The 25,013-nt window shown below is 45.5% G+C and carries 27 protein-coding genes and 1 pseudogene; 14 read left to right on the top strand and 14 right to left on the bottom strand.

Features of this window, described 5'->3' with window-relative positions; all coding sequences use genetic code 11:
- The first annotated feature begins 151 nt into the window (after positions 1-151).
- The 3 genes from L9W92_RS13025 to L9W92_RS13010 all read left to right on the top strand — a co-directional run bounded on the left by L9W92_RS13025 (position 152) and on the right by L9W92_RS13010 (position 4,497).
- Positions 152-1,054 carry an ABC transporter ATP-binding protein gene (locus L9W92_RS13025; protein WP_240084187.1) on the top strand — a complete coding sequence of 301 codons (903 nt, stop codon included), beginning with the start codon at positions 152-154 and terminating at the stop codon, positions 1,052-1,054.
- Positions 1,026-3,098 (top strand): DUF6449 domain-containing protein, encoded by a 2,073-nt coding sequence (locus L9W92_RS13020; protein WP_240084186.1) that lies wholly within the window; start codon positions 1,026-1,028, stop codon positions 3,096-3,098. The genes L9W92_RS13025 and L9W92_RS13020 overlap by 29 nt, the downstream gene beginning before the upstream one ends.
- A gap of 787 nt (positions 3,099-3,885) precedes the next feature.
- Positions 3,886-4,497, top strand: coding sequence for an inorganic pyrophosphatase (locus tag L9W92_RS13010; RefSeq protein WP_240084185.1), 612 nt, complete (start codon positions 3,886-3,888; stop codon positions 4,495-4,497).
- 117 nt (positions 4,498-4,614) lie between these two features.
- On the opposite strand, the gene L9W92_RS13005 is transcribed toward L9W92_RS13010, so the two are convergent.
- The gene (locus tag L9W92_RS13005; protein WP_240084184.1) at positions 4,615-4,773 is read right to left on the bottom strand and encodes a hypothetical protein; all 159 of its coding nucleotides are present in this window, start codon (positions 4,771-4,773) and stop codon (positions 4,615-4,617) included.
- A 253-nt stretch (positions 4,774-5,026) separates the two neighbouring features.
- On the opposite strand from L9W92_RS13005, the gene L9W92_RS13000 reads away from it, so the two are divergent.
- Positions 5,027-5,635: a hypothetical protein gene (locus tag L9W92_RS13000; protein WP_240084183.1), complete on the top strand. Its 609-nt coding sequence runs from the start codon at positions 5,027-5,029 to the stop codon at positions 5,633-5,635.
- A 61-nt stretch (positions 5,636-5,696) separates the two neighbouring features.
- Here L9W92_RS13000 and L9W92_RS19520 read toward each other — a convergent pair.
- From L9W92_RS19520 to L9W92_RS12990, 3 genes and pseudogenes are all read right to left on the bottom strand, one after another.
- Positions 5,697-5,972: pseudogene (locus L9W92_RS19520) on the bottom strand (IS4 family transposase); the annotation flags it as partial.
- Positions 5,973-6,038: 66 nt separating this feature from the next.
- Positions 6,039-6,830, bottom strand: a complete 792-nt coding sequence (locus L9W92_RS12995) for a lipid II flippase Amj family protein (RefSeq protein ID WP_240084188.1) — start codon at positions 6,828-6,830, stop codon at positions 6,039-6,041.
- Positions 6,831-6,906: 76 nt separating this feature from the next.
- Positions 6,907-7,587 (bottom strand): hypothetical protein, encoded by a 681-nt coding sequence (locus L9W92_RS12990; protein ID WP_240084182.1) that lies wholly within the window; start codon positions 7,585-7,587, stop codon positions 6,907-6,909.
- Positions 7,588-7,922: 335 nt separating this feature from the next.
- On the opposite strand from L9W92_RS12990, the gene L9W92_RS12985 reads away from it, so the two are divergent.
- The 4 genes from L9W92_RS12985 to L9W92_RS12970 all read left to right on the top strand — a co-directional run bounded on the left by L9W92_RS12985 (position 7,923) and on the right by L9W92_RS12970 (position 11,932).
- The gene (locus L9W92_RS12985) at positions 7,923-8,165 is read left to right on the top strand and encodes an AbrB/MazE/SpoVT family DNA-binding domain-containing protein (RefSeq protein ID WP_240084181.1); all 243 of its coding nucleotides are present in this window, start codon (positions 7,923-7,925) and stop codon (positions 8,163-8,165) included.
- Positions 8,162-8,572, top strand: a complete 411-nt coding sequence (locus tag L9W92_RS12980) for a type II toxin-antitoxin system VapC family toxin (protein ID WP_240084180.1) — start codon at positions 8,162-8,164, stop codon at positions 8,570-8,572. Before L9W92_RS12985 ends, L9W92_RS12980 begins: the two co-directional genes overlap by 4 nt.
- Before the next feature lie 394 nt (positions 8,573-8,966).
- Positions 8,967-9,341: a BlaI/MecI/CopY family transcriptional regulator gene (locus tag L9W92_RS12975; protein WP_240084179.1), complete on the top strand. Its 375-nt coding sequence runs from the start codon at positions 8,967-8,969 to the stop codon at positions 9,339-9,341.
- Positions 9,342-9,343: 2 nt separating this feature from the next.
- Positions 9,344-11,932 carry a M56 family metallopeptidase gene (locus L9W92_RS12970; RefSeq protein ID WP_240084178.1) on the top strand — a complete coding sequence of 863 codons (2,589 nt, stop codon included), beginning with the start codon at positions 9,344-9,346 and terminating at the stop codon, positions 11,930-11,932.
- 86 nt (positions 11,933-12,018) lie between these two features.
- Here the strand turns inward: L9W92_RS12970 and L9W92_RS18935 are convergent, their stop codons facing one another.
- From L9W92_RS18935 to L9W92_RS12955, 4 genes are all read right to left on the bottom strand, one after another.
- Positions 12,019-12,141, bottom strand: coding sequence for a hypothetical protein (locus L9W92_RS18935; protein ID WP_282442363.1), 123 nt, complete (start codon positions 12,139-12,141; stop codon positions 12,019-12,021).
- Between the two features lie 132 nt (positions 12,142-12,273).
- On the bottom strand, positions 12,274-13,269 hold the full coding sequence (locus L9W92_RS12965) for a DUF4179 domain-containing protein (RefSeq protein WP_240084177.1): 996 nt from the start codon (positions 13,267-13,269) through the stop codon (positions 12,274-12,276).
- Positions 13,269-13,817, bottom strand: coding sequence for a sigma-70 family RNA polymerase sigma factor (locus L9W92_RS12960; protein WP_240084176.1), 549 nt, complete (start codon positions 13,815-13,817; stop codon positions 13,269-13,271). The genes L9W92_RS12965 and L9W92_RS12960 overlap by 1 nt, the downstream gene beginning before the upstream one ends.
- Positions 13,818-13,976: 159 nt before the next feature.
- Positions 13,977-15,215 (bottom strand): multidrug effflux MFS transporter, encoded by a 1,239-nt coding sequence (locus tag L9W92_RS12955; RefSeq protein WP_240084175.1) that lies wholly within the window; start codon positions 15,213-15,215, stop codon positions 13,977-13,979.
- Between the two features lie 279 nt (positions 15,216-15,494).
- On the opposite strand from L9W92_RS12955, the gene L9W92_RS12950 reads away from it, so the two are divergent.
- Positions 15,495-16,187, top strand: coding sequence for an S-layer homology domain-containing protein (locus L9W92_RS12950; RefSeq protein ID WP_240084174.1), 693 nt, complete (start codon positions 15,495-15,497; stop codon positions 16,185-16,187).
- A 59-nt stretch (positions 16,188-16,246) separates the two neighbouring features.
- Positions 16,247-16,507: a TolB-like translocation protein gene (locus tag L9W92_RS12945; protein WP_240084173.1), complete on the top strand. Its 261-nt coding sequence runs from the start codon at positions 16,247-16,249 to the stop codon at positions 16,505-16,507.
- Here the strand turns inward: L9W92_RS12945 and L9W92_RS12940 are convergent.
- Complete coding sequence (locus L9W92_RS12940; protein ID WP_240084172.1) at positions 16,493-17,203, bottom strand: DUF881 domain-containing protein; 711 nt, start codon at positions 17,201-17,203, stop codon at positions 16,493-16,495. The two genes, L9W92_RS12945 and L9W92_RS12940, sit on opposite strands and share 15 nt — an antisense overlap.
- 27 nt (positions 17,204-17,230) lie before the next feature.
- A complete protein-coding gene (locus tag L9W92_RS12935) occupies positions 17,231-17,971 on the bottom strand; it encodes a DUF881 domain-containing protein (RefSeq protein ID WP_240084171.1) in 741 nt (246 codons plus the stop codon).
- 882 nt (positions 17,972-18,853) lie between these two features.
- Between L9W92_RS12935 and L9W92_RS12930 the strand changes: the two genes are divergently transcribed.
- The 4 genes from L9W92_RS12930 to L9W92_RS12915 all read left to right on the top strand — a co-directional run bounded on the left by L9W92_RS12930 (position 18,854) and on the right by L9W92_RS12915 (position 20,555).
- Complete coding sequence (locus L9W92_RS12930; protein ID WP_240084170.1) at positions 18,854-19,144, top strand: hypothetical protein; 291 nt, start codon at positions 18,854-18,856, stop codon at positions 19,142-19,144.
- Between the two features lie 16 nt (positions 19,145-19,160).
- Positions 19,161-19,352 carry a helix-turn-helix domain-containing protein gene (locus tag L9W92_RS12925; protein ID WP_240084169.1) on the top strand — a complete coding sequence of 64 codons (192 nt, stop codon included), beginning with the start codon at positions 19,161-19,163 and terminating at the stop codon, positions 19,350-19,352.
- A 108-nt stretch (positions 19,353-19,460) separates the two neighbouring features.
- Positions 19,461-19,922, top strand: a complete 462-nt coding sequence (locus L9W92_RS12920; protein WP_240084168.1) for a sigma-70 family RNA polymerase sigma factor — start codon at positions 19,461-19,463, stop codon at positions 19,920-19,922.
- A 300-nt stretch (positions 19,923-20,222) separates the two neighbouring features.
- Positions 20,223-20,555 (top strand): hypothetical protein, encoded by a 333-nt coding sequence (locus L9W92_RS12915; protein ID WP_240084167.1) that lies wholly within the window; start codon positions 20,223-20,225, stop codon positions 20,553-20,555.
- Between the two features lie 90 nt (positions 20,556-20,645).
- Here the strand turns inward: L9W92_RS12915 and L9W92_RS12910 are convergent, their stop codons facing one another.
- From L9W92_RS12910 to L9W92_RS12895, 4 genes are all read right to left on the bottom strand, one after another.
- Complete coding sequence (locus L9W92_RS12910; RefSeq protein WP_240084166.1) at positions 20,646-21,674, bottom strand: DUF4179 domain-containing protein; 1,029 nt, start codon at positions 21,672-21,674, stop codon at positions 20,646-20,648.
- A gap of 7 nt (positions 21,675-21,681) precedes the next feature.
- Positions 21,682-22,248, bottom strand: coding sequence for an RNA polymerase sigma factor (locus tag L9W92_RS12905; protein ID WP_240084165.1), 567 nt, complete (start codon positions 22,246-22,248; stop codon positions 21,682-21,684).
- A gap of 206 nt (positions 22,249-22,454) precedes the next feature.
- Complete coding sequence (locus L9W92_RS12900) at positions 22,455-22,640, bottom strand: hypothetical protein (RefSeq protein WP_240084164.1); 186 nt, start codon at positions 22,638-22,640, stop codon at positions 22,455-22,457.
- 22 nt (positions 22,641-22,662) lie between these two features.
- Positions 22,663-24,783, bottom strand: coding sequence for a TolB family protein (locus tag L9W92_RS12895; RefSeq protein ID WP_240084163.1), 2,121 nt, complete (start codon positions 24,781-24,783; stop codon positions 22,663-22,665).
- Between the last annotated feature and the right edge of the window lie 230 nt (positions 24,784-25,013).

The following is a 25,013-nucleotide window of genomic DNA, read 5'->3' as shown; positions in this document are numbered from 1 at the left end:
GCTTCTTTGCCATGCCCATTTTTAGGAATGTCGTGAAAAGGACAGTCTTTTTAGCCTGGCATGCCAGAATTTCCAGTTGCTTTATTCCAGATTTAATGATTCCTCCCATCTAATGCCGAGAGCCTATCTGAGGATAAAGGAGGTAAAACGGATGATTAAGGCAGAAAAGGTCAGCAAGAAATTCCAGGATGCGGAAGCGCTTAAAAGTGTAAGCCTGTCGGTGCAAAGAAGCTCTATTTATGGTCTGGTCGGTTCCAACGGAGCCGGGAAAACGACACTGTTAAAACTCCTGGCCGGTATTTACAGGCAGAATTCAGGTGAAATCACGATAGATGCGCAGCCGGTATTTGAAAATGACGCCGTCAAAGCGCGTACAGTTTTTATTCCTGATCTTCTGTATTTTTTTCCAAACTTCTCAATTCGAGATACAGCTGATTACTATGCCCAAATATACCCTCAATGGAACCAGGCGCGTTTTGAAAAGCTTGAGGGCGTTTTTAATATCGAGGCCAAGCGGCGCATAAAAACACTGTCCAAGGGGATGCAGCGCCAGGTCTCATTTTGGCTGAGCTTGGCCCTGACGCCGGAGGTTATGCTCTTGGATGAGCCTATTGACGGACTGGATCCGGTGATGCGGCAAAAAGTAAAGAACCTGATTATTCAGGATGTGGCTGAAAGAGAAATGACCGTCATGATTTCTTCCCACAATTTACGCGATCTGGAAGACATCTGCGATTATATCGGCATTTTGCATCAGGGGGAAATGTTGATGCAGAAGGATTTGGACGACCTGAAAGCGGACGTGCATAAAATTCAAGTCGCCTTCAGCGGAGAAACACCCCCCGCCCTGCTGCAGGACATGCAGCCGCTTTACCAGGAAAAGAGAGGCAGCGTGCTGATTTTAATCGTACGCGGCGCCTATGCAGATATAATCAAACGCGTGCGGTCTTATCAGCCAGCCGTCCTGGATATCCTGCCGCTCACCCTGGAGGAAATATTCATATACGAAATGGGGGACAATGGTTATGAAATCAAAAACATCCTTGATCAATAGAGGCATACTGCTCAACGATTTTAAAAGATTCGCCTGGCTAGGCGCCGGATATTTGCTGGTACTGCTCTTAAGTCTCCCGCTTAAAGTGCTTATGCTGCACGGCAAGCTGGAAGAGGTAAGAATACAGCATATATATACGCTAACCCGCATGTTTCAGTTTGATACCAATCAATCTTTTTTAAATGTTATGGCGTTGATCCTCGTCCCCGTATTGACCGGCCTGCTGTTGTTCCGTTATTTGCAGGACAGCCAGGCGGCTGATGCGGCACACGCTTTGCCCGTCAGGCGGGAAACCCTGTACAATACCCACATTGCCGCCGGGATACTGCTCCTGTTTGCGCCGCTTATCCTCACCGCCCTGATTTCCTGGGCGCTGGCTGCCGGACTGGGAATTAATGAAATAAACGGCGCCATACTTTCCTGGTTATATATCAGCCTGCTGATTAATCTGCTTTTCTTTATGACGAGTGCGGCCGTCGGCATGATTACCGGCATGACCACCCTGCAGGGCGTGTTAAGCTATATTCTGCTCCTCCTGCCCAGCGGGCTGTCCCTATTGCTCCTGCACAATATTAACAGGTACATTTACGGTTTCGCATATGATTACTATTTAGAGAAAATAGAAAAACTTTCGCCCCTGATCAGGCTGACCGAGATTTCCATACGGCCTGTTCCCAATGTTGAAATCGCGGTTTACCTGTTAAGCAGCATCGCGCTGTATTTTGCGGGCAGGCATCTCTATCAGCGGCGTCACATAGAAACGGCCGGCAATGCCATTACTTTCGAGGCGCTGCGCCCTCTTTTCAAGTATTCAGCCACCTTTTGCTTTATGCTGCTACTCGGCAGTTACTTTAACAGCGCCCAGGACAGTCCGGGCTGGACATATTTCGGTTACTTTCTGGGCTCCATACTGGCTTATATGCTGATCGAAATTTTGTTGAACAAATCCCTGCAGGTCTTTCAGTGGCGCAGCATCCGGGGGTATGGTGTTTACGCCCTGATTATGATCGGGCTGATTGGTCTGCTTCATTACGATTTTACCGGCTATGAAAAAAGGCTGCCTGCGCTGAGTGAAGTGAAAAGCATATACCTGGATAATTCCTTTTACGCTTTAAATTTTGTGCCTGCTCAGGATCCGCTGGCTTCTGAGCACAACACCTATAGTCCCCTGCCCGTTAAGCTCATATTTACCGAAAAGGACAACATAGCCCGTATTTATTCGCTGCATCAAAAAATACTGGCCAATCGATTGGCAGAAAAAGATTTCTTCTTGTCACAACGTACGAAAGATTATTCCGAAGGGATTTGTCTGGCCTACGAGATGAAAAACGGCAGCCATATTTACCGGCAGTACAAGATTGCCGCGCCGGAGTACGCGGACATATTAAAACCCTTATATGAATCACAGGAATACAAGGAAATGCGTTATAGCATTCTCGGCACAAACCCTGCCGATGTGGACATGATCGAAATTAGCGCGTTTTATGCAAATAAAAAAGTGCGCTTCGTCGACCCGGAGCTCATCGCGCAGGCCGTCGACGCCCTGCGCCGCGACATTTATGATCAGACCTACGAAGAGATGCAGGCCAACGCCAACAAGCAATCCTGGGCCGGCATCACCGTTTATTTGAAGAATAATCGCACAGTCGACCTGAGCTGGGAAAAATCATATGCTGATTTCGAACAGTGGCTTAAAGAAACCGGGAGATACAACCAGGCCCGGCTGCTGCCGGGTGATGATATCACCAGCGCGTTTGTGTACAGGATGACCGACTTGGACAAACAGGAGCCGGACAAGCCGGGGGTTGCCATAAACCGGGATATTCCGATTCCGGAATTAGAAAAAAAACCAGGCGTCCTAAAGATCACCGACCCGGATAAGTTGGAGCTGTGTTTGCGAAATTACAGCATAAGCGGTAAACAGGCGGTATATAAAGTGGTTTTCCCGCAAAACAACGGCGAGATTATTTCCGGATTCTTTTCCGAAGCTGACGCGCCATCTTTTGTTAAAGAGCATTTTACCCCGGCAAAAGAGCCGTTTTAAGGCTGTCAGATAAATAACTCAACTTTCTTACATGTATAATGGCTCTTAAGCCTTGATATAACTAAGTTATTTCGACTTTTATTTGCAGAGAAAACACAAAAGACACCCTTTTCTTGGTAAAATAGAGTTGCAAAGACTACCAAACCAAGAAGAAAGGAAAAACATTACGCTCTGCCAACTTTCATAACACCTATAAAGGGGAAAAGGTCACTCTTGACACCCTCTATAAGGAACTTCTCAAAAAACGCGGTAGAGCTAGGATTTTGGCAAATGCCATCGTTCAAATCGGTATTGATTTAGAGGGTAATCACTGATGAAGAAATCATTCGGATTTACGGAAAACGCTGGGACATAGAAGTGTTCTTCAAAACCACTAAATCCTTTTTGAACTCGGAAATCTGTGTTTATGATGTTATGTTTTTCAATAGTTAGTACAATAGTCTAATGCTAAAATAAGGTGGCCAACTAAATTTGATAAAACAGTTTTCCATCCTTGCAGCATTAAACCAAAAAGACCAGGATTTTTTAGAATTCCCTACGTATTATGATGTCAAAAAGGTCAATATCTAAAATAGATTAGCGAGTTACCTAAGGGTATACTTGACAAGCTACCGGTAATTTTAATATGATATTACTTGTTAAAAGGAAGTAGCTTCTATTATAAATTCGACATACTGGTAGATTCACCTGACTTTATAACCATTATTGGTAAAGAGACTTTTAACATGCTGCTTAAAATTTTTTATCATAATTTCTGGATGAAAAGTGATAAAGGAGATTTTATTAAATGAATAAATATGTTGCGCATCCATGGCATGGTATACCATTAGACGAAGAACATCCTTATATCGTAAACGCATATATCGAGGTAACTCCAAGTGATACACTAAAATATGAATTAGATAAAACAACAGGGCTATTAAAAATTGATAGGCCTCAATTATTTTCTAATATCTGTCCAACTTTATATGGGCTAATACCTCAAACTTACTGCGGTGAAAGGGTAGCAAAACACTGCAGAACCAAATTTGTTAGAAAAGATATAATCGGAGATAAAGATCCTTTAGATATATGTGTTTTGACTGAAAAAATAGTAACACATGGAAATATTTTATTAAAAGCAATACCAATCGGAGGTATAAAATTAATAGACAATAACGAGGCGGATGATAAAATAGTAGCTGTTTTAAAAGATGATGCACTTTATGGAGAGTGGGAAAATATTAATCAATGCCCTAGTCGAGTTTTAGAAAGACTTGAACATTATTTTTTAACATATAAAAAAGCTCCCAAAAGTCAAAATAATAAATGTGAAATTGTTGATGTATATGGAAAAGACGAGGCCCTAAACATAATTAAATTGGCCAATGAAGATTACAAAGAACAATTTATAAAATAATTTAACCTACACATACAAAAAAGCCCGCAGGGCCAGCACCACTGGCGGGTTAGTTGTTTACTGAATATTAAGCGGCCGAAATGCCAGTAGCATAACCCGCAGATGTTACTCCGCGGGTTAATCATTGGAAAAAGCAAACGTTGAAAGAACGGCAAAAATAAGTGTCGTTAGTTGTCCAGAGCTTTCTTCGGCAAACCTGTAGGACCCAGTAGTCCATAGTTTTTCAGAATGAACAATACTAAAGCTGCCATCGCTGTCCAGACCACCTTGCTCCATCTTGACTGTTTATCCATATACATTACACTCCCTTCAATATTAAAGCCGCCCTTTGAATCAGGAGAGCGGCTTATTCGCTTTCAATTTTTATCCCTGCGCTAAAACTAATCAAATAATATCCACCGTCATGGTTTCCTCATCCCAGGTAACCGTTTTGCCTAGAGCCTCAGCTATTGCCTTTTCATCGACAATCCCAGAGACGCGCAAAACTGAAATCCAGCACTGTGGCTTTTTCTGTAATAAAACCCATTGTTTGGATGTTTACATATCCCCTAGTATGGTCAAAATATTAAAAAAAAAAGAGTTTACTGAATTGAAGACTCTTATATTGGGTGTTCCAGAAATAACCATTATCAAAGGAGGACTAGAAATGCTTTTGGCAAGAAGTGAAATTATGTCCGTTGCCAAGGAAGTTATAAACCAATACATAATGTTTATTCTTAAGAAGCTTGGCATCTGGGAGAAACCTGAAAACCTCATCGTTAAGCTTGGTGATTCATGCGACGATATGTTTGGAACATGCCTCACCTATTTTAAAGACCAGAAAAAAAATGAACTCGCAGGGGCTGTGGTGGTATTGTATATCAACAACATAACCTGTATAAAAATTTTAGACTGGTTTAGGCTGCCAAGACTATGTATGTTTTCTAAAAAACTACTAAAAAGAAAAATTCTACATGTCCTTGCCCACGAACTGAGACACTTCTGGCAATATTACACTGGGGAGCACAAAAAATACCCCAGGATGACCAAAGGTATATCTCAGAAGGTATATCTGCTGGAGGTGGATGCGGAGAACTGGGCGGAGGAATTTTTATCCGCTTATGTTCTGAAGCCCAAAATAGCAAGGCTTTCAATGTGACAGCATCGCCGGCAGATACAATGCTACCAAGAGAACCACGAAGTAACACCACCATGAGGGGAACATTTTTCCAGTTGTGCTGGTTCAAGGGTTCAATGGTTTCCTTAATGACAGTTAAACTCGGGGCAAGTAAAAATTTTCGCCAATTGTACCGGAAAGAATTTAAAAAACGATAGATCGCATCTTTCTCTGGCATTTCGGGATCAGTTTCAGTTTGCAATATGCGATAAAGGTTCTCACCGTTAAAGACAAGCAAAAAAATGAACTTGAACATGTAAAAACAGGTAAATCCTTTTTCTTTATGAAAGTTGGCAGAGCGTAATGTTTTTCCTAATTCGTATTTAGTACTATATCTTTCTTGTATACCCAGGCGTTCCCCAGCGGGCGCTGAACATAAACACTTCTATCTATAGAAACATGATATCAAATTTGCAGCGGGTATTAAAATAACCTGTCCCATTAACGTGCCCAATAATTTTGTACCCATTAGCAGAACAACCAGAGTTTTTACATCACCGTAAGGTCTGTCTCCTCTAAAGGCTTGATCTGTAATTATCGCGGACCTGGGGTCAACGACCAGGGTCAGTAGAATTGTCGCTACTCCGTTAATCATTCCTGAAGACGATGAGGCCGCCAGCTGATACTCGGGCGCGACTAATGTCGCGGAATAAAAGGCGGACAGCACGCCAACAGTATACACCGCTGTCAGCAGCGTATTGAATAATAATAATCTTTTCGGTATATCGCGGCACCGGATATTTTGAAATGTTTGTTTGGAAGGCAATACGCCATTTTTCGCAATGAGTTTAATATTATTAACGCTGAGAGCCTGAATAATAAGAAGCGGCACTGAACCGGTTGACTCCAGCCTGGCAACGGCATAAAGGAAAATCCTCAGAAATGTCGGTGTCAGGACTATACCCGCCAGCGTGCCTCCGGTTGAAGCAAATACAACTTTACGGATATCATTAATTGGATCAATCCCTGTTGTAACGCTTGTACCGATTAATACACCGATTAACGGCCCCTGCAACATATTTGCCGTGCGGGAAAAAAGAACAAAAATATTAAAAAGAGAAACAGATAAGGCAAATTGCCCGCTCTTAACCGAACTTAATCTAACTGAGTAAGAAAGCGTATCTGTCGTGTGGATAATAAAAGTCAACGCCATTAATCCGTACAAGTACATTTCCATGTATATTAACCTCAATGTAAACCTGCCGTCACCGCATTGGAATGTTTCATCAGGATGTTTTTTAATTAGGAACATTTCAGGGAGTCAATTTATCCGGCAGCCTGACCACCTGATAGCGGGGATTCACCTGAGTGTCGTATAAAAAAGCGACATATGGGCCGGATATAAGGGGTTGGGACTGCTTGCTACCATTATATGTAAACTGTCCCGATGGTTCTTGCCGCATCGGGTCCCGCGTTTCATTGCGGAGGTCGGCCCAAACGACATTCGCGCCTTCGACATCAAAGCCGGAGATGTGTTTTCCGCTGGTGGAAACGGTATTCTCATGGCCCGTTTCAAAATTATACACGCTCAATTTTGCGGTAGAGTCTGCCGGTGAATAATTTTGCACGGCGAGGCAAGGCGAACTTAAGGCCGCCTCCCTCCCCCGGAACTCTGCCGTGACAGGCAATACTTGTTTCTTAATACCTTGCACGGATTCAAGTATTGATCTTTGAATATTGAATGTTATTATCTGAATGTTGTCAAATATTGCTCTTTGTATGGGGATCGTAGAATATATACGACCCATGACATTGATAATTATACCAACAATCATTATGAAAACAAGCGTTATAAAAAGAATTCTCCTTATCAACTGCATCATCCCCTGCTCGGTACAGCGTATCTCCCATCCTCTCATTGCCCAACAGGTTTCCACCTTTACTGCCAATAAAATCAAGCCGGTCCGGTCGTCGCTGATGACAAATATAAACATAAATATACCGGTAAGAACGGTAATCTAATCTATCAAGCCTCAATATTATAGACGGTGTTGGGAACTAACCGGTTCACCAAAACTAACCATGTAAATTTACATCGGATCCCACGTTCTCCTCTACATCCTTCAGCCGCCTGTCGATTTTTTCCCAGCATTCTGGAAAACTATCATTTTTTACAACGATTGGGGTTTCTACCTGTACACAATTTTTCCGGAATTCATTTTCCGCTGCTGCTTTCCAGGATATGAATAGCATTGCACAATTATTTGCTTTGGCAATAACTGAAGTAGTATAATAAGTAGGAGTAAGATTGTTGCCGGAGGTAAGATTAATGCATAAAGTTACCATTTCGGAAAAAGGTCAAATATCTATTCCTGTTTTTTTGCGAAAACGATATGGTTTAAAAAAAGGTGATAAACTGGCTGTCGAAGAAATTGATGGATCAATTATACTACGGCCCCTGCCCAGGAATCCTCTGTTGAGCATTAGGGGTAAATACATGAGCAAAGACGAAAAATTAACAGACATGTTGCTCAAAGAGCGCAGGACAGAAAGAAAGCAGGAGAAGTATTGAGCCCCAAAAGATATGTATTTGATACCTATGCCGTCCTCGCCTTAATTGAGGACGAACCTGGCGCGCAAACCGTGGCTGAAATCATCACCGCTCAAGAGCCGGAGATTTTCATGAGCATTATTAGTCTGGGAGAGATTTATTACATCCTTTTGCGCAGGAAGGGTGAGCAGGTGGCTGAGGAAGTGGTAAAAAATACTTTGGCTGAAGAATCACTCGTCCTTGTCGAAGCAACCTGGACGAAGGTAAGAGATGCCGCCCGGATTAAAGCGAAAGGGAGATTGTCCTATGCCGATTCCTTTGTGCTCTCGTTAGGCAAAGAGCTAGATGCGCCGGTGGTCACCGGAGATCCCGAAATTCTAGCCTCTGCCGGGGGAATCGGTGTAGAGATTATCTGGATCGGTAAATGAAACAATCCTGTCCGGTCATCGCTGATGATAGACATGAAGTAATCTCCTCATTTTCAAAAGATACTCTACTGATTAATCCCTCTGAACATGATATGGTATAGCAAGATTTTACTATATGCTTTCAACCAAAATTTGTTTTTCTTTTTTTAATCGGTCTAGTTCTTGCTGACTTTTTTCCAACGCGCTTTTTAAAATTCCCAGAACGTCAGCCACCTTGTCTTTCTGTAAAACTGCATTTGCCAGCGAATTTTTTATTCTAGATTGAACAACCCAATCTACTATGAGCCCGTATAATTATTAGTTTTACAATAAGAGGATCAGTATTGACAATATTGGATTACGAATGTAATATTAGAATCAAACTTACAAATGTAATCATATGGAGGGGGCCTGAATGAAAGGATTGCCGCAAATTTCAGGATCCGAGTTGGAGGTCATGAAGATACTATGGGAGCTTGGCCACGCGACAAGTGCACAGATTGTACATAGACTGACAACTACCTCAGAATGGAAGCCCAAAACTATTCAGACGCTGATCACCCGCCTTGCCGCAAAGGGGGCAATAAAAGCTGAAAAAACTGAAACCAAGGCGTTTTTGTATTCGCCGCTGGTCGGCCAGAGCGAATACCGGGCCTACGCCGGCAAATCCTTTCTGCAAAAGGTGTACGACGGCTCGTTAAATCTGATGTTCGCCAGTTTTATCAAGGAGCAGAAGATATCCCAGACGGAGATAGACAGCTTAAAAAAGCTGCTGGATGAGGAGTTATGATTATGGCTGAAATTTTTCACTACGTTCTAACAGCTTCTTTTTATGCCACCATTACGGGGCTGGTGATTATTTTAATCAAAGGGGTATTGAAAAACAGATTAAGCGCCAAGTGGCACTATCTCATTTGGATAGTTATGGTATTGAAGCTTTTGATACCGTTTGGCCCCGAAAGCGCGGTAAGCCTTTTTAACACGGTGCCGGAGGTGCCGCGGCAGAATATGAGCGGGATCGCGAATCAAATGGAACAGCGGCACGAGGCTTCTTGGGAAGCCGGGAATTCACTGCCATATCAGCCGCCTGCCCAACAGCAAGCCGAGGCTTTTAAAACGGCGGCAATGATTGAGAGCCTGCTGCCCTACGCCTGGGCCGCCGGTGCGGCGTTAACAATGCTGTGTCTTGTTTTCACCTGCTATTCGCTGCATAGAAAGTTGCGCCGGGGCTCGCCGGTGCAAGATGAAAGGATATTACATATTTTTGACGTCTGTAAGGTTAAAATGGGGCTCGACAGGAGCACCGACATCTCACTTATTATTCAGGACTCGGTTGGCACACCCTCCCTGTTTGGTCTGAGATCGCCTAAAATTCTTTTATCCCCGGCGGTGTTGAATTTAAGCGACAAAGAGCTTGAATATATCCTGCTGCACGAACTGGCGCATTATAAAAGAAAAGATGTGCCGGTAAACTATCTTCTGCTGGTTTTACAGACTGTGCACTGGTTCAATCCGGTTATCTGGTATTGCTTCCGGCGCATCCGGCAGGATATGGAAGTCGCTACCGACGAGCTGGTGCTCTCTGTTTTGGAGAGTACGGAATACAAAGATTACGGCCGGGCGCTGCTGGCCGCGCTGGAGGGTTTTGCCGCGCCGGAGCTTGCCCCGAAGCTGCTCGGCATGGTGGACGACCGGAAGAATATTGAGCGGAGGATAAACATGATCAAGATGGCCGACTTTTTCAAGAGCCGCAGGAGACTGGCGCTGGTAATAGGATTGCTTTGTTTAGCGGTGTTGGGCCCCGTACTGCTGACAGACGGTCTGGCCGGGCGGAACCCCTCATCAGGTTTTGCCGGTTATAACGCGGAAGCGCTTTTTAAATATAAAACCGCTTACGTGGGAGACAACAGCAGGGTGGTCAACCTGATCAGCAACCTGCCGTATGCTGCTCAGCGCCGGGCGGTTTCGCTGCAGACCCAATCCGCTCCTTATGGCGTTACGGTTGACTACGATTTTAGCGGTGTCAATTTGGACATCCGGCAAGTTGAAGCGGCTCTCCGCGATAATGCGGTGATAATGTTCGCGTTGATTGACAACGTTGATGTGATCACCTTTAATGTCAAAGGGGCGGACCAACCCTCTGCATACCAGTACCAGTATTCAAGAGATGAAGTGCAGAAAAGCTATGATAATGACCTGCGGGAATACGCAAAGGATATCAATGCGCTTGAGACATTGTTAAAGAGTCTGGCCTTCCGGCTGCACGTGTACCCTGAAAAATACGCGCTGATCATGTCCAGTACGCCGGGGATACGGATTGCGGCGGAATACCGCGGTTCCGCCACCAAAGCGCGCTATGCAACAGAAAGCGGGACGCTTCTTACCTGGGAGGTCACTACCGGCAAGGTGTCAAAAAACTTGTCAACGATTGAACTGCCCTTGGATACCCCGGTCTATTGGTCGCCCGTCGCTCCGGCCGGCCAGCTCCCTGCGGACAGCCAAAGCCAGGTGACTGTCACTCTGCTGGACGCACAGGGGCAAAGGATAGATGAAAAGCAGGTGACGATTGTTTACGACGGCTTGATGTATTATACTGTCCAGCCGGGGATGGGTATGGTTATCGGGGAAGAAACCTTGTACTTAAACCAAAAACCAGGAGATATGGATAGCGCGGCAGGCATGGCTATAAAATCTCGAAGTTACGCGTACGGTGCGGGAGAAACAGTAACTGAAGGACACATCATCCTGGATAGCGAAGAGAACAACGGGACGGTTAAGGTATACACAATAGCGAGCATCGGGATTTTCGGCTTTGAAAACGGCATTTTCACCAAGGTCAGCGGCAGTGGAGCCATTCCAACGGTAATGATATTTTCCAAGGATGAAAACGGCGCGTACTCTTTATTGGATTATAAAGAGCCGCAGGATGGAGCGGGGTACGTGGACTCGCTAAAAAAAATGTTTCCCGGAAAACTTCAGGACAGAGTACTGTCCTCCCAGGGAGACTATGCGGATCTTGCCAGGCAGCAGGAGGCGCAGGCGGCGGAGTACTTAAAAGGCATCGGGAGAGCGGCGGAGGTCAGCGCGGCTCATGTGGCCAGGAAGCTGCCGGATATCAATGTGGACGCATCCAACAAGCTTTTCTTCGGATATAATACCAAATACGATGCATTTCTTAACAACTGCCCGTATTGGCTCGGCACCAGAGAAAGGATTGAAAACGGGGTCAGATATATCTACGAGACCTCCCAGGACAAAACCGTTGACGGTTATGAGCTTATAGTTTTCAGGAAAACCAGGGAAGATGGGGCTGTAGTGGAAGAGCGCCGGTATAAGATTGCGGGGAGCGAGCCGCAGCTTATTGAAAACGCTGAAAACTAAAGGTTTCCACAAAAGGCCCACATAATTATTTTTTAAACCTGAATGGTCCCATTAAAAATCGAGTAGGGGCAGCTAAACTGCCCCTCTCACAGAGCCGTGCGCAGGCGGGTCATCGCACAACGGCTCCTCCAAACCCTTACTCTGACCTTTGAGACACGAATTTCCGGCAGATAGATTTTAGCGAAATCAGCCCGATCTCCCTTAGCCATTTATTATCCAAGGTTGCGTGGACACCTGCCGACCCCAGTTCACTTTCGCTTCGTTCAGAGGTTAGCCTTCAAGCCTTCCGAACCTTACCGCACGGTGACGCTCTGCCTGTCCGCTTGTGCTTCCGGTTGTCTTTATTTTATTTCAAAATCAACCCTGATACTCTGGTTTTCTGGCAATAGAAGTTCAAAAGCCATATTGCCGGCGGGTTCGTTGATAGCCGGGAAGTTGACCCGGCAGGCATCAACCAGCTTTTCTTCATTCATACTGCCATGCCGGCTGAAAGAACCGGGATTCAATTCAATGCCGTTGCCATTTATCAGTTTCACATCATAGTTATCACCACCATCTTCTTTTCTGTCCTCTAAAGGATGAGTATATTCATAGTCAACCACCGTGGAAACTGGAGTAAAAACTATCTTTTTCAGCAGAAGTGTCCTTTCCCCATTATCCGCAGCTTTCATCACCGGCAATTCCTTGGTCTTTGCATCCGCATTGCTGCGCAATAGGGGGATTTTAAAGCGGTAAGGGCTTTTATTAATTTTTTCCATATCATCGGCCAATATCACCTCAAGGTCGATACTATCAGGGAAAGAGAATTCAGGGCCAGGGTGGAATTGCGTTAAGCCAACGTAAAGTTTATCGGATATCTTCTCGTAACTGGCTCCACCTCCCCCGGAAATACCTTGCCCGTTATAATAAAAATTCGCATGGAAAACCGTCTCGTCGGAAAGCTCTGCGCCGCTGACCACATATCCGACAGTGAAACCTGACTGGTCATAATAGGCTTCCCGAATCGCCACAGTAACCCCATGGTCGGTAATCTGCAGATCATCCAGCTTAGTTATATCTTCGCCATCTACATTTTCCAGACCGCTCCAAACAAACTTCTCCCTTTCGAATACCGAGCCGACAAACGGTATGTTTACCAACACCCTGGCCACCGAAGTTGACACAAAGCCGCTGCCCAGGATGCAAACACAGAGCAAGGCCACCGACATGCTCACCATTATTCGTTTTTTTATTATTAGCCGCCTTTTTCCTTTGTTGACGGCCTTTTGGATGACCATGTCCACTTGTTCCTCAGGAACCACTATATGGTTGAAATCATCTTGATAATTTTTACTCATTAATATCCCTCCTTCAGTTCCCGTCTTAAATAACGCAGTGCTTTATTCAGCCTGGTTTTGACCGTTCCAACCGGGCATGCCAGCACCTCCGCGACTTGGGACAGGGTTAGATCCTGAAAGTATTTTAAAATAACTACAGTTCGCTGTTCTATGCTGAGCTTGTCTATGGCATTGAATAAGTCAATGTTGGAGATGATTAGCTCCCCGTGATTTTGACTGTCGTCAGCAATTTGTTCCAATGCTCCAGGATCGTCATATTTTATTTCGAAGCCGGCAATTTTCTTGCTCTTTCTCAATTGATCGATACAGCAGTTTACCGTGATTCTGATCAACCAGGCATTAAAAAACTCCGGGGTTTTAAGCTTTTTCAGGGATATATACAGCTTGTAAACGACATCATGAAGCACATCCAGGGCATCCTCTCTATTCTTTACATAGGTGTATATCAGCTTGTATATATCGTCCTTTCTCTCCTGAATAAGTTCTAAAAAAGCGTCGGAGTCACCCCGGCACGCCTTTCTAACCCTATCCGGATCTACAACAACCATAAAATTCCTCCCGTTTTTCCGCGTTCAAAGCTTTAACCGGTTAAAAAGCCTATCACTTTATATAGACTTTTAAAACATGTGAACGGTTTTGCAATAGATAAGAAAAACGTCTATGGCTTATTAATCCATAGACGTTTTCTTATCTATTGCCCTATTGTTTCACATTTCCCGCACAACATTTAAAAACGGTCTTTTTGTTACGGCCAGCCACAATCCTCCGCAAAGCAATCCGAATATAATGTTCAGCGCGCCGACAATCAGAACTAAATTACCCAGACCCAGGGAAACGATTATCATTCCCACACTTCCCATCACTGTCGCGCACGAACTCATCAGCGACGATGCCGAACCGGCATCGCCTTTCTGCTGTTCCAGCATAAGATATGTGCTCGGCGGGCGGGTGCAGCTTCCCACGATCGTCGCGGGCAGCAGCAATACCGCAAACACCCACGGTCCGAGCCTTCCCAGCGCGCAAACCAGAAACCCGCTCAAGATCATAGCGGCGAAGCAGGCGTTAATGATCGAAAATCGTTTAAATTGAGCTGAAAGTCTCATGTAGAGCAGCGGTCCGATCAGCATGCCCGCGGCGTTGAAGGCAAAATAATAGCTGTATACCTGGCTGCTCAACCTGAAAGTGTCCTGATAGATGTAAGAAGATGACGATATGAATGCCATCCCTGGTATGGCCGTCATTGAGAAAATAATAAGCAAGGAAGAAAACCCGGGGTTTTTGAGCACCACGACAAGCCGCCCTAATGTATTAATGAGGTTGCCCCTGCTTCGCAACTTCAGCGTTTCCTGAAACACGACCGCTCCGGTGAAGGCAATGACGCCGATAATTACCTGAGCGACAAAAACTCCTCTCCAGGAGGTAAATGTCAGCAACAGCGCCCCTATGACCGGCGCCACGGCAGGTGAGATCACTACCATTGACTGTACCAGCGCCAGAATTGATTCACGTTTTCTGCCCAAATACATGTCTTTGACAATAGCCGTTGCCAAAGCGTTGGCGGCACTTCCACCGGCAGCCTGCAGAATCCGGAAAAATATCAGTTGGTAGACGTTCAACGAAACGGCGCACAAAACGCTTGCAATAGTATAGCCGGTTAGACCAACAAGCAAAACGGGCCTGCGCCCGTATTTATCGCTCAACGGCCCCCAGACCAAAGTTCCGAGACTGAAAAAAATAAAAAACAGAATCAGGGTAAGATTTGTCTGGAATTCGTGCACCTGGAAATAATCCGTCATGGTGGGTAAGGCAGGGAGATATAGGTCGGTTGAAAGCGGCACAAAAGCGCTTAGCAGCGCTAAAAATACAACTATGCCTTTATTACCCAGGTATTTCTGTTTTATTGTTGTTTTTATGGCAGAATTATCTCTGTCGTTATTGTCGTTCATTTTTTCTCGTTTTTTCTCGTGCTCAACTTTTATTATTTTTTACAGTATGAATAAGTCCACCCATTCGTCCGATATGATTATTACTTACATTTTCGACATTATTGTGTTTACACCTTCTCGCTATTGGTATCCCATGCAAAAGCCGGCCGTTGCTTACTCTTTATTACCATACCCAATTTTTTCTATCCGCTTTAGCGTGAACCTTTTCATGTCTTCCGTCGTCCATAATTTAAATACAATTTAGAGAAAGAGGAGAAAAAAATGAGACGCGCTTTCCTTATGTTTTTTTTGTTATCAGCTCTTCTAATAGCCCCGCACGCCGGCTTTGCCCGGGCACCCTTTGACGACATTCAGTCGCATCAAGCCTCCGCCGATATTGAAGCCGTTTACGAAAAAGGGATAATGCTCGGCACGGGGGATAATAAATTCAGCCCGGACGAGTTTGTTGACCGGGCGCAACTGGCGGTATGTTTAGTGAAAACCTTTGATTTGAATATAGATGATTTACAGTTTATCAAAGCGCCTGTCCCCGCCGACCTGTATGACGACGTGGAGGATAATTCATGGTACGGCAAGGCTGCCATGATTACAGGCTATAAAAATATCTTTAATACCGCTGACAGAAAATTTAGGCCCCATGAAACTATTGCCAGAGCCGAAGCAGCCAGCGCGATAGTCGATTCTTTTACGGCCAAAAAGCTGTCGGTAGTTACCACGATGATGTGGCCGGATTATACCGACACGACAAATTTGACCCAAAAACAACAATCCGACATCAGCTTTGTCTTCAACACCGGCATAATGAGGTACACCGGCAATGAATTCAGGCCTGACGGGAAAATAACGCGTGCGGAACTGGCAACCATTTTAAATCAAACTTTAAAAACCCTGGCTGTCGCCACGCCTGTTCAAGCGGCGGAACCAGGAAGTTCACCGGCCTCCGGCGATCCGGCAGCGAATCCCCGGATGTAAATACGGCGGCCTTCAAGGATCAAGGCGATCTGGCTTTCGTCCGGCAGGGTCTGCTTTAGGTGACGGGCGACTGGCGCTCATCCCTAACCGCGGCCGGAACAGGCGTATGCCAGCCGCTCTGGGCTAAAGATGGGGACCGCATCCTGTACGCGCGGGACAACACGCTCTGGATAATCAGGGCTGACGGCGGGCAGCCGGAAAAATTAGCGGAACTGCTTCCTGTAGGGAGGATCTTTTCGGTTTTCACGGCTATACTTCGTGTTGGGATTTCATGGCATATTATGTCGGTGAATAACGTATGGGGATTAGTTCTCTTTTAGAGGTTTCGCATATTCAAAATTTAGCTCCCCTGCAAAAGCCGGTATCATAACTTCATTTCTTTCCTGCGTTTCAACAGAAATGCCATATTCGTTAAGGATGTCGACAAGGCCGCCTTTTAATTCCAGCCTGCTCTTTATAGCGGAGGCATTGCCGATGGCGGTGATATGGTAAGGAGGTGAAATGGGAGTCCCGTTAACGTTGATGTGGCTGCCGGCCAAGCGTATCTCGCTGATGGGCGTGATCCGCTGGCCATTTATGGCTATGGCTTCCGAGCCCGCTTTGTTTAATTCGTTAACAATTTTTAAAAGATGTTCGTCGGTGATATCTTTTGGGGGCTGGACAGTACCGGGCCCATCCTGCTCCGGGTGAATTTGCGCAACCAATTCCACTCCCGGCCCGGACACCGGGGCTAAGCCGGCAAATCGTCTTATTCTGGCCAGTTCCCTTTCCAGCGCTTGCTCAGCCTCTCTTTGCCCTACCCCGGCCTGGTCCAGCCTGGCTGACAGATCGGAAATTTCTACCCGCATTTCATACAAATCCTCTACCAGGCTTTTTTTCTCCAAAGCCAATTCCTGCTCTCTATCCAGGGGGACAACATTATTGCCGGCGCTGGTGGCGCGAAACTGGTAGCCCAGGATCACTCCCGACAAAACGGCAACGAAGGAAATTGACAAGAAAAAAATCCTTTTCTTCAAACTTAAAACCTCTCTCTGAGCTCTTTTTTAAGATTGATTTAACGCGTTAAACTCAGTGTCAATATCCGCTTCTATTATATAATCCGACTTGATGCTTCCCGAATAAGCCGGGATTGTTAGCTGCTCCAGCTTTTTAACCGAAACCTGGATGCCAAAAAACTGCAAGTAGTCAATTACACCGCCCCTCATCTTCAAGGCGCTTTCCATGGTTTCAGGGCTGCCGATGGCAGTTATGACAAAAGGAGGAGCAAGCGCTTTTTTATTGATTCTGATAGCGGGGCCGTTGCAGCTGATCTCGGTGGCGGCTATCACGCGCTGCCCATTAATCGCGACAGCCTCGGCTCCTGCCGCTTTAAGTTCGTTCACTACTTTTAATATGTCTTCATCGTGCACGAGATAGGCGTTTGGATTGTCTATGAATTTTTGTGAAGCGTTGCTGTCTCTTAAGGTCACTTCCACACCGCTGCCGGTAAGCTTGGTCAAACCTGCGAAAATCGTCGCGAGCTCCATCTCTTCTTTAATTTGCGGCGAGAGAGACTCATTGGACAAACCTTCCAGTTGCCCGCGCATTCTGAGTAATTGCGCTTGCAGAACTTCGTGTTCTTTTTTCATCTGTTCCACCTGGTCCGCCAATTCTTGTGCTCTCTGGATAGCCTTATTATGCTGCACATCCCTGGTAATACGGAATTGCACAGATAGCATTACTCCAAGAACAAGGCCGACCAGGACCACTGACCAATAGTAACTTTTAAACCTCAAGCTACTCATCTCCGCCCGCTCTCTACAATTACTGAACTGACTAAACTTTTGCGATCAACATTTTTAAATTCATGTTTTGACCTTTGATAATACTTGTCCGGCAGTCTAACAACCTTGCAACGGGAATTCCCCTTGGTGTCAATACTGTTCGTCTTGCCAAGCTATCGTTTCAACTAATCTATTTCTCATGAGCTCTATATATAAGACGTTGTGAGAAACAGACAGGTTCACAAAACTAATCATAATGAACCATTCTTTGGGGAGCATTGTTCTGCTCTTGATGTATTGATAATCATATACAGCAAACATTTATTATTCAAAGAACGCTGGGAACTTAGAGACAAAAACAATAGAATTTCTTGGGGGGGGGGCATTAAAAAGCCCCTCTTTTTTCTCTTTACATAGTAGAGAGTTAATAAAATGCGTTTGGATTTGTAAGCTAATACATGAAACGCTAGCGCCTAATGAGTTGATTACAGGACTGTATGTTCTTAAGTTCAAAAGGCTTTTCGGAACGTACGCTAATTATGGAGTTCTAATTCAAATCGGCCCAAGCTAGACAAAGGAAATCCGAAGTTTGTTTCGCGCTTCCATGGCTATGATCCGTGAGTAATGCCAGGAATAAGTGATGTTGTAGCCAAAGTATGGTAATTGAGTGACAAACTATTTTAGATCTGGTTGAAAAATATGTAGAACTATTTTTTGCTTATAATCGTCTATATTATAGAATACCAGTTAAATATAGGAAATAAGACAAAACCTGTCGAAAGATAGAAGTGTAAAACATTGGATCTAAGGTATGTAATACCTTATAACAGTCCCGCCAATGTTTTTTGATCTGCACGTTTCTATACATATAGATACTTTTTATCTTCGAGAGGTGGTGATGGAATGCAGGATTTGTTTACTTATGCTACTCTTGGCACCCTAGCTGGCGCGGTGGCCGCGACTGTTCTGGTGGTTGATTCCATTAAGGATCTTGGTTTTTTGAAGCGTTTTTCCACTCGCTGTCTTGTGGTGGTGGTAGCTGAAGGAATCGTTTTTCTGGCCGATATCGCCGCAGGGAGTTTTACGATAAAAAATGTTCCGCTTTGTGTTCTTAATGGTTTGCTGGTGGCGGCTTCCGCCATGGGAAGCTGGCAGGTGATTCATGATCGATTGTTTGGTGGTTCTGAAAGGTAAAGGGAGGTTGAGTGACTTGGAAAGAAAAACCAAGTTCCATGAGTTAGTTGCAAGGGCTAAGAGTGGTGATGAGAAGGCTTTTGTTCAAATGGTTTATCGATTAAATCCGGCAGTTAAAAAATATAGCCGCAGATCGGGTCATTATTTTGAATGTTATTCAGATCTGGTAATTTGGTTAATGAACGCGATTCATCAATATCCCGCTTAAAAACTTGCAGATAAAAATAGAAAACTTTTTTAAGACAGGGGGGTATCAAAAAGCCTTCCTTTTTTCTCTTTATATGGTAAGAGGGCAAGTTAGTTACCATGATGGGAGGTGAGATTATTCATTGTACTTGACGGTTCTTCTGGAAAATCTGGTGTTCATGATTTTGATCCAGAGGAAGCCCGGGCAATTGCTTGGTTTTTAACCGGCCTGCGCCATGAAGCAATCAGATTAACTAAAAAGTACCGGCAACTGAATGAACACGAGCTTTTGCTCCTGAATGGTCCGGCGTCTCAAAGCGCTGATCCCGATAAGTTGACCATGATTGATGTCATTCCTGCTGCCGTAGATGTTCCCGGTGAAGCCGAGGGTATGATATTTGTCCAGGAAGCCCTCTTGTTGTTAACGCCACAAGAGCAAAGAGTGGTGCGGGCAACGATTCTGGATGGATTTACCGAGCGAGAGGCAGCCAAGAAACTGGGGATATCACAGCCTGTGGTTCATCGCGCGAAAGAGCGTGCGTTGAAAAAGTTGCGGAAGTATTTTGCCCTGGATAAATCCGCCGGCAAGTAGAGCCTCAACTACTGCAGCATCAATGTCTCATGTGAAGCAGAAGAGTCTGGTTTAGTCCAAATCGCCCTTTAATCGTTGTCTTCACTTTGGAAGAAAGTAATATAAGCAACTGTTTTAGAAAGCGCTATAAAAGGAGAAGCGGATTTGAGAGGCCGGGAATGTCCCGGCGGTGGTTCAGAAGGTGAAGAAGCGAGCGTTGAGCATAATGCGGCGCAAGCATTATGCAATGAGTAAGTTTACCCCTGAGTAAAGTTTATAATAGCTCAACATTAAACTAAAAAATTAAGGAGGTTTTGATTTATGCCATATTTATCCTATGAGTTTACAGGGCTGGTACCAGAACAGCCTATTGATACTAAAAATACATTTACTGTATCAGAAACGCAAGATGTTAGTGTTGTTTTAGTGCAATGGTCATATCTTTATGATAATCAGATCCCAGCCTGGCTTACTTACCAACTCATAGCAACAAGTGGTGGTCAAACCACTGGGGAGATACGGGTTGATGGTTTGTATACAAGTAAAAGTACGACAATTACGTTTAATAATGTAGCAGCAGGAACCTATAAAATGAGGATCTATAACAAAGGGGCTGGTCTTGCATACGGAAATGGCCATATATATTATCACTAAAGTGACAACCGGATAATAGGCTGAATTACTCCACCCTGAGCAGGGTGGAGTAATTCATAAAATCTAAACACAATACTTTAAGGATGCTCATTATTTTAGTGGAATTTTTATGTTTTGCTGTTGGCTGCCGGCTGTGTGAGGAACAAGAACAAGAAATTCTGGTATATTTTTGGGTGCCTCACATACTAATCGGGCAATCGTAATTTTCGTATCTCCTTTAATTTGGTGACTCAGTCTTATCGAAGCGCATTGCGGGATATTATTCTCTTTATCGTCCATTACAGCACTAAAATAAAATTCCTCTGTAAGTGGGCGAATTGATTCATACTCGATTAGCGTGCTTAACGGAGAAATCTTTACTTCTTTTACCATGACAGAGGTTTCTCCAAATGTCTCTTTTTTCATTGGTGAAAATGTCCTGGTGGCCGCATCTGTGTCTTTCCTTGACACAGGAATCGGCCCAAGCAGCCATTCTCCTTGTTCCTTTCCGATTTGATGAATCGCCACCTCCAGGTTGAATGTTTCAGGTAAATCATCACTGGGGTAGATTTCCACCAGCCCAACCCGACCGTTATCCATCTTTTCACACGTTGCCTGCGTAGTATTCTGAATAGGCTTACCATTGGCAAAAAACTGCATTCCCGGGGCTCCTAAAGGAAGGATCAAATCTCCGGGGAAAGTTTCAGGATTAAGGTTAGGTCTGGAAGTCGTGACTGTATATCCAATATCGATCCTCCCCTGATCATACAATACATCTGTTATGGTAACGGAAATATCCTTGTCCGTGGCCGTTAGGTTTGGCTGTGTAACGAAACCTTTATCGATTGCGTTCTGAATTCCCCTGTCTTCGACAAAATTAAACACCGCGTTGATAACGGGAATTTGCTCCAGCGCCCTGGCTATGGCCGGGGAAATAAAACCGGACATGATCACAAGTGCGCCGATTACAACTACGGCGGCAAAGCTGTAACAGATTTTGTGAATTACCGCATTCCTCTGAAAAGTTGTATTAGCGCTCGTATCGTCAAAAGCGCGCTCACGAATTTGGTCCCATGGAATGGAATGAACCTGGCAGTGACCGGCATCTTGTTGTATTCCCTGTTTAATCAACTCATCCATGAATCATTCACTCCTTTATAAATTGCTCTTTTAATGTTTGACCGTCGTCTTTAAGTTTTCTGACGAGCCGGCGACGCGCCTTGGCAAGCCGCCACTTATATGTGCCAAGACACCAGCCTGCCACAATCGCTGCTTCCCTGTCAGTTAAATCGCAAAAGTAGCGTAAAACCAGCGCAATTCTTTCCTGTTTGCCCAGATTAAGCATGGCTTCCCGTACCGCAATCCTGGTCTCTGTCTGATCAATCTTATCGGCAGGGTCCATGACCTCCATATCAGGCACGGATGCCGTATTCGGCCGGCGGCTCCACTGTTGGCGCGCCGCGTTCAGCAAAATCTGATAAAACCATACGCGGAACTTATTGGGATCCTTTAGCTGACTACGACACTTGTATAAATTGATGAAAGCGTTTTGCGCGGCTTCTTCCGCATCGTATTCATTGCGTAATACCAGCCAGCAGGTGCGAACGGCAGCCGCCCACTGCTCCCGGACAAATTCTTCATAAGCAGTGATATCTCCTGAGCAAATACGCGATATCATTTCAAGTGTGATGTATTGATCGCTTTTATTACCCACTCATCTTTCACCCCCTCATATAATATGATGCAGGAAAACGCTCCGACGGATGGTGCAAGTGTAAATTTTTTTTGAGAGGGGTATCAAAACGGCTTCCTTTTTTCTCTTTATATGGTAGAAAGGGTATATTAATTTCCCGGATAGCTAAATTGGTGGGATGATATAAAGAAGCGGCCTGTTCACCTGCAAGGGACGGGCCGTTTCTGTCACTGAAAAAATATATTGATTATTTTAGCTTGTTGCTGTGCTTGAGATTCTATATCATGCACCAACACTTGCGTAATATCCCGGTTTTTAATCTCCCCATAGATTAGAGGAAGCGGGGTACTCTCATCCCCGTCATCAGGAAAAAATTCAAAATATATTGCTTGCTCAATACCTGTGGAATACATTCCGCATTATAATTCTCCTTCACTACTGAAAGTTTACCGTGCACCGGACAGTTCTATCGTAACCGATTCCCCCGAAATATGATATCGCGGCGTTATACTGGGGACTTCCTTCCAGCGAAATCCTTGCTCTCACCACAGGCGGCTGAGACGGAGTTTGCTCGTCTCCCGGCCGCCCCGGCAGTTGCTCAAAATTGAACTCCTTCGCAAATTTCAGGCCGGGGCTTGCAAAATGCGTATTATCCTGGAAAGTATCAGCAAATTCCACGTTGAAAAAGCTGAATACCAATTCGTTATTTTCCTCGCTGTACTGCACAGTTGTTTCCGGCAGGGGATGGCCACCGGCAAGTACTTCTCCCGGCGCCGGCTTAAAGTCGAAATGAATAACGGGATCTTCTATTGCAAAATTGGTAATAACTTGCTTCCAGGTGCGTTTTCCGAAAGAAACCTGTTCCTGTTCATTTAAAGGCAAGAAAAGTTCCTCATTTCTCAACTCTTCTTTGACGGGATTGTAAATCAACAGGTAAGGAAACTGGAAGTAGCCGGTATCGCTGCCTCCTCTTGCCCTGAAGATGAGTTCTCCGTCTTTATATTCTTTAAACTCCGCAGTTTCAATAAAACCGACGATGAGTTTCATTCCGTCTGATGAAGGGTGATCGAGGTAGTAATTGTGATCACCATACGTTGTCCTGTCTATTAGCACGTAATTGTCGCCGACAGATCTGATTTCTCCCGCCTGTTCACTGGGGAAAGGCAGGGGGTGATACAACCCGCCCGGATGCCAGGCCAATACCTCGTCCCATTTATAGGCGCCGTAATAGCCCTGGGGGACATCCAGTTCCTCAAAAACTTTTCCAGCATTTTTTCCATCCGCCCCGGCCTGCCAGATCGAGGCTTTTTCCCCCTGCAGCCGCACCCACATCAGGCTTTCGCCGCCCTCGACCCACCAGGGGCTGCAGTCCAAGCAGCCGGGAACTTCACCGCTGCTGATCTGCCTCGCCCCGGCACCGTCCGGGCTGGCCAGCCAGATTGAAGACGGCGGCCACTCCTCGCGCCGGTCGCTAATCACTCGCGACGATTCCGACCGGCTGACCGCAATGAAATCACCCTTTGGCGACCAGGCCGGGTCGCGGTCGACGTACCCTTCGGGGGTGAGCATTGCCGCTTTTTCCGGACGGTTAATTGGCACCACGGAAAGCCGCTTGTTGAAAAAAGATTCCCTGCCGCCGCCTTCAATGAACGCCAGGCAGTCGCCGCCGGGAGACCAGTCAACCCAGTCGGGGTAAGCGAGTGCGGTCGCGAGTTGTTTGGGGTCATTTCCCATCATTGTTGTTGCATATAAAGGCACACCGTCGGCAGTCAGGGACGCTGAAAAAGGATAACTGAAAAAGCTGAAGTCAATGTTATTGGGAGAAAACGTAAGACCACCCAGATAAGCAGGGGCAGTTCCCGCATCCGGCAAAAATTCCGGCGCTACGTCAAGGAGCGTTTTGGTTTCGCCTCCGCTGACAGGCGTGACCTTGATAGTGAGATTTTCTTTTGCATTTGGATGCTCTTCCGCCCTTGTATAAACAAGCTTTTCGCCGGTGGGCTGCCAGCAAAAGCTCATTATTTTTTCAGACGCGTCCGCCAGCGCCAGAGGAGCTCCGGGGCCTTTGTCAGTGACTGCGGCCAGCTTGCATTCCCCGCTCCCAACACTTTCGCCCTGTTTTGCCGTAAGGTAGGCTATACTGTTCGCTGCCGGGGACCACCGGGCATCCAGCACCTGCTTTTCCGGCTCGATGCTGTAAATCCCTCCGCCGTCGGCGCGGGCAACCCACAAGGAGTAGTGTCTATTCCATTTTTCAGCGGGATCATATTTGAAAAAGAGCAGCCATTGCCCGTCCGGGGACCAGGCCGGGCAATGGCTGCAGCCGTCGCCGGTCAGCTGCAGCGGTTCCTTGCCGCTTTCCAGCACCCAAAGGTCTCCCTGGCTAATTACTGCCAGCCGCCCGGGGAATACAGGCAGATTTTCCAACGGTTTCAGCATAACGCGCACCCCGCCGGCAAGATCGTTTTCACCCGGCCCGCCGTCCTCACAGCCGCTTAAGAAAACGGCAAGCGCCAGGAACAAAAGAATAGCTCTTGCAAGAGTCCTTGAAAACATTTTATATTCCCCTACAGTTTATTTCCTGCCAAACCGTAAGCGTCAACGTCCAAACGCTTGCCGGCAAAACCTCATCGCGCTTCAGCTATTAAGACAACCTCTACATTAAAGACGTTGTAAGAAACAGACGGGTTCACAAATTAATCGTAACGGCTGAAAAATATGCGGAACTTTATTCGTCATCAAACTGTCTATATATTACAAACTAGTTAATAATAATTAAATCTTAA

This window comes from Pelotomaculum terephthalicicum JT (assembly GCF_022410535.1).
Taxonomy (GTDB): domain Bacteria; phylum Bacillota; class Desulfotomaculia; order Desulfotomaculales; family Pelotomaculaceae; genus Pelotomaculum_D; species Pelotomaculum_D terephthalicicum.
This window is presented reverse-complemented; position numbering and strand designations above follow the sequence as displayed.

What these genes read in the sequence shown, in the direction of transcription:
- L9W92_RS13025 (WP_240084187.1), top strand. Translation starts at nt 152, where the DNA reads ATGATTAAGGCAGAAAAGGTCAGCAAGAAATTCCAGGATGCGGAAGCG.
- L9W92_RS13020 (WP_240084186.1), top strand. Translation starts at nt 1,026, where the DNA reads ATGAAATCAAAAACATCCTTGATCAATAGAGGCATACTGCTCAACGAT.
- L9W92_RS13010 (WP_240084185.1), top strand. Translation starts at nt 3,886, where the DNA reads ATGAATAAATATGTTGCGCATCCATGGCATGGTATACCATTAGACGAA.
- L9W92_RS13005 (WP_240084184.1), bottom strand. Translation starts at nt 4,773, where the DNA reads ATGGAGCAAGGTGGTCTGGACAGCGATGGCAGCTTTAGTATTGTTCAT.
- L9W92_RS12995 (WP_240084188.1), bottom strand. Translation starts at nt 6,830, where the DNA reads ATGGAAATGTACTTGTACGGATTAATGGCGTTGACTTTTATTATCCAC.
- L9W92_RS12990 (WP_240084182.1), bottom strand. Translation starts at nt 7,587, where the DNA reads ATGTTTATATTTGTCATCAGCGACGACCGGACCGGCTTGATTTTATTG.
- L9W92_RS12985 (WP_240084181.1), top strand. Translation starts at nt 7,923, where the DNA reads ATGCATAAAGTTACCATTTCGGAAAAAGGTCAAATATCTATTCCTGTT.
- L9W92_RS12975 (WP_240084179.1), top strand. Translation starts at nt 8,967, where the DNA reads ATGAAAGGATTGCCGCAAATTTCAGGATCCGAGTTGGAGGTCATGAAG.
- L9W92_RS12970 (WP_240084178.1), top strand. Translation starts at nt 9,344, where the DNA reads ATGGCTGAAATTTTTCACTACGTTCTAACAGCTTCTTTTTATGCCACC.
- L9W92_RS18935 (WP_282442363.1), bottom strand. Translation starts at nt 12,141, where the DNA reads ATGGCTAAGGGAGATCGGGCTGATTTCGCTAAAATCTATCTGCCGGAA.
- L9W92_RS12965 (WP_240084177.1), bottom strand. Translation starts at nt 13,269, where the DNA reads ATGAGTAAAAATTATCAAGATGATTTCAACCATATAGTGGTTCCTGAG.
- L9W92_RS12960 (WP_240084176.1), bottom strand. Translation starts at nt 13,817, where the DNA reads ATGGTTGTTGTAGATCCGGATAGGGTTAGAAAGGCGTGCCGGGGTGAC.
- L9W92_RS12955 (WP_240084175.1), bottom strand. Translation starts at nt 15,215, where the DNA reads ATGAACGACAATAACGACAGAGATAATTCTGCCATAAAAACAACAATA.
- L9W92_RS12950 (WP_240084174.1), top strand. Translation starts at nt 15,495, where the DNA reads ATGTTTTTTTTGTTATCAGCTCTTCTAATAGCCCCGCACGCCGGCTTT.
- L9W92_RS12935 (WP_240084171.1), bottom strand. Translation starts at nt 17,971, where the DNA reads ATGAGTAGCTTGAGGTTTAAAAGTTACTATTGGTCAGTGGTCCTGGTC.
- L9W92_RS12930 (WP_240084170.1), top strand. Translation starts at nt 18,854, where the DNA reads ATGCAGGATTTGTTTACTTATGCTACTCTTGGCACCCTAGCTGGCGCG.
- L9W92_RS12915 (WP_240084167.1), top strand. Translation starts at nt 20,223, where the DNA reads ATGCCATATTTATCCTATGAGTTTACAGGGCTGGTACCAGAACAGCCT.
- L9W92_RS12910 (WP_240084166.1), bottom strand. Translation starts at nt 21,674, where the DNA reads ATGGATGAGTTGATTAAACAGGGAATACAACAAGATGCCGGTCACTGC.
- L9W92_RS12900 (WP_240084164.1), bottom strand. Translation starts at nt 22,640, where the DNA reads ATGTATTCCACAGGTATTGAGCAAGCAATATATTTTGAATTTTTTCCT.
- L9W92_RS12895 (WP_240084163.1), bottom strand. Translation starts at nt 24,783, where the DNA reads ATGTTTTCAAGGACTCTTGCAAGAGCTATTCTTTTGTTCCTGGCGCTT.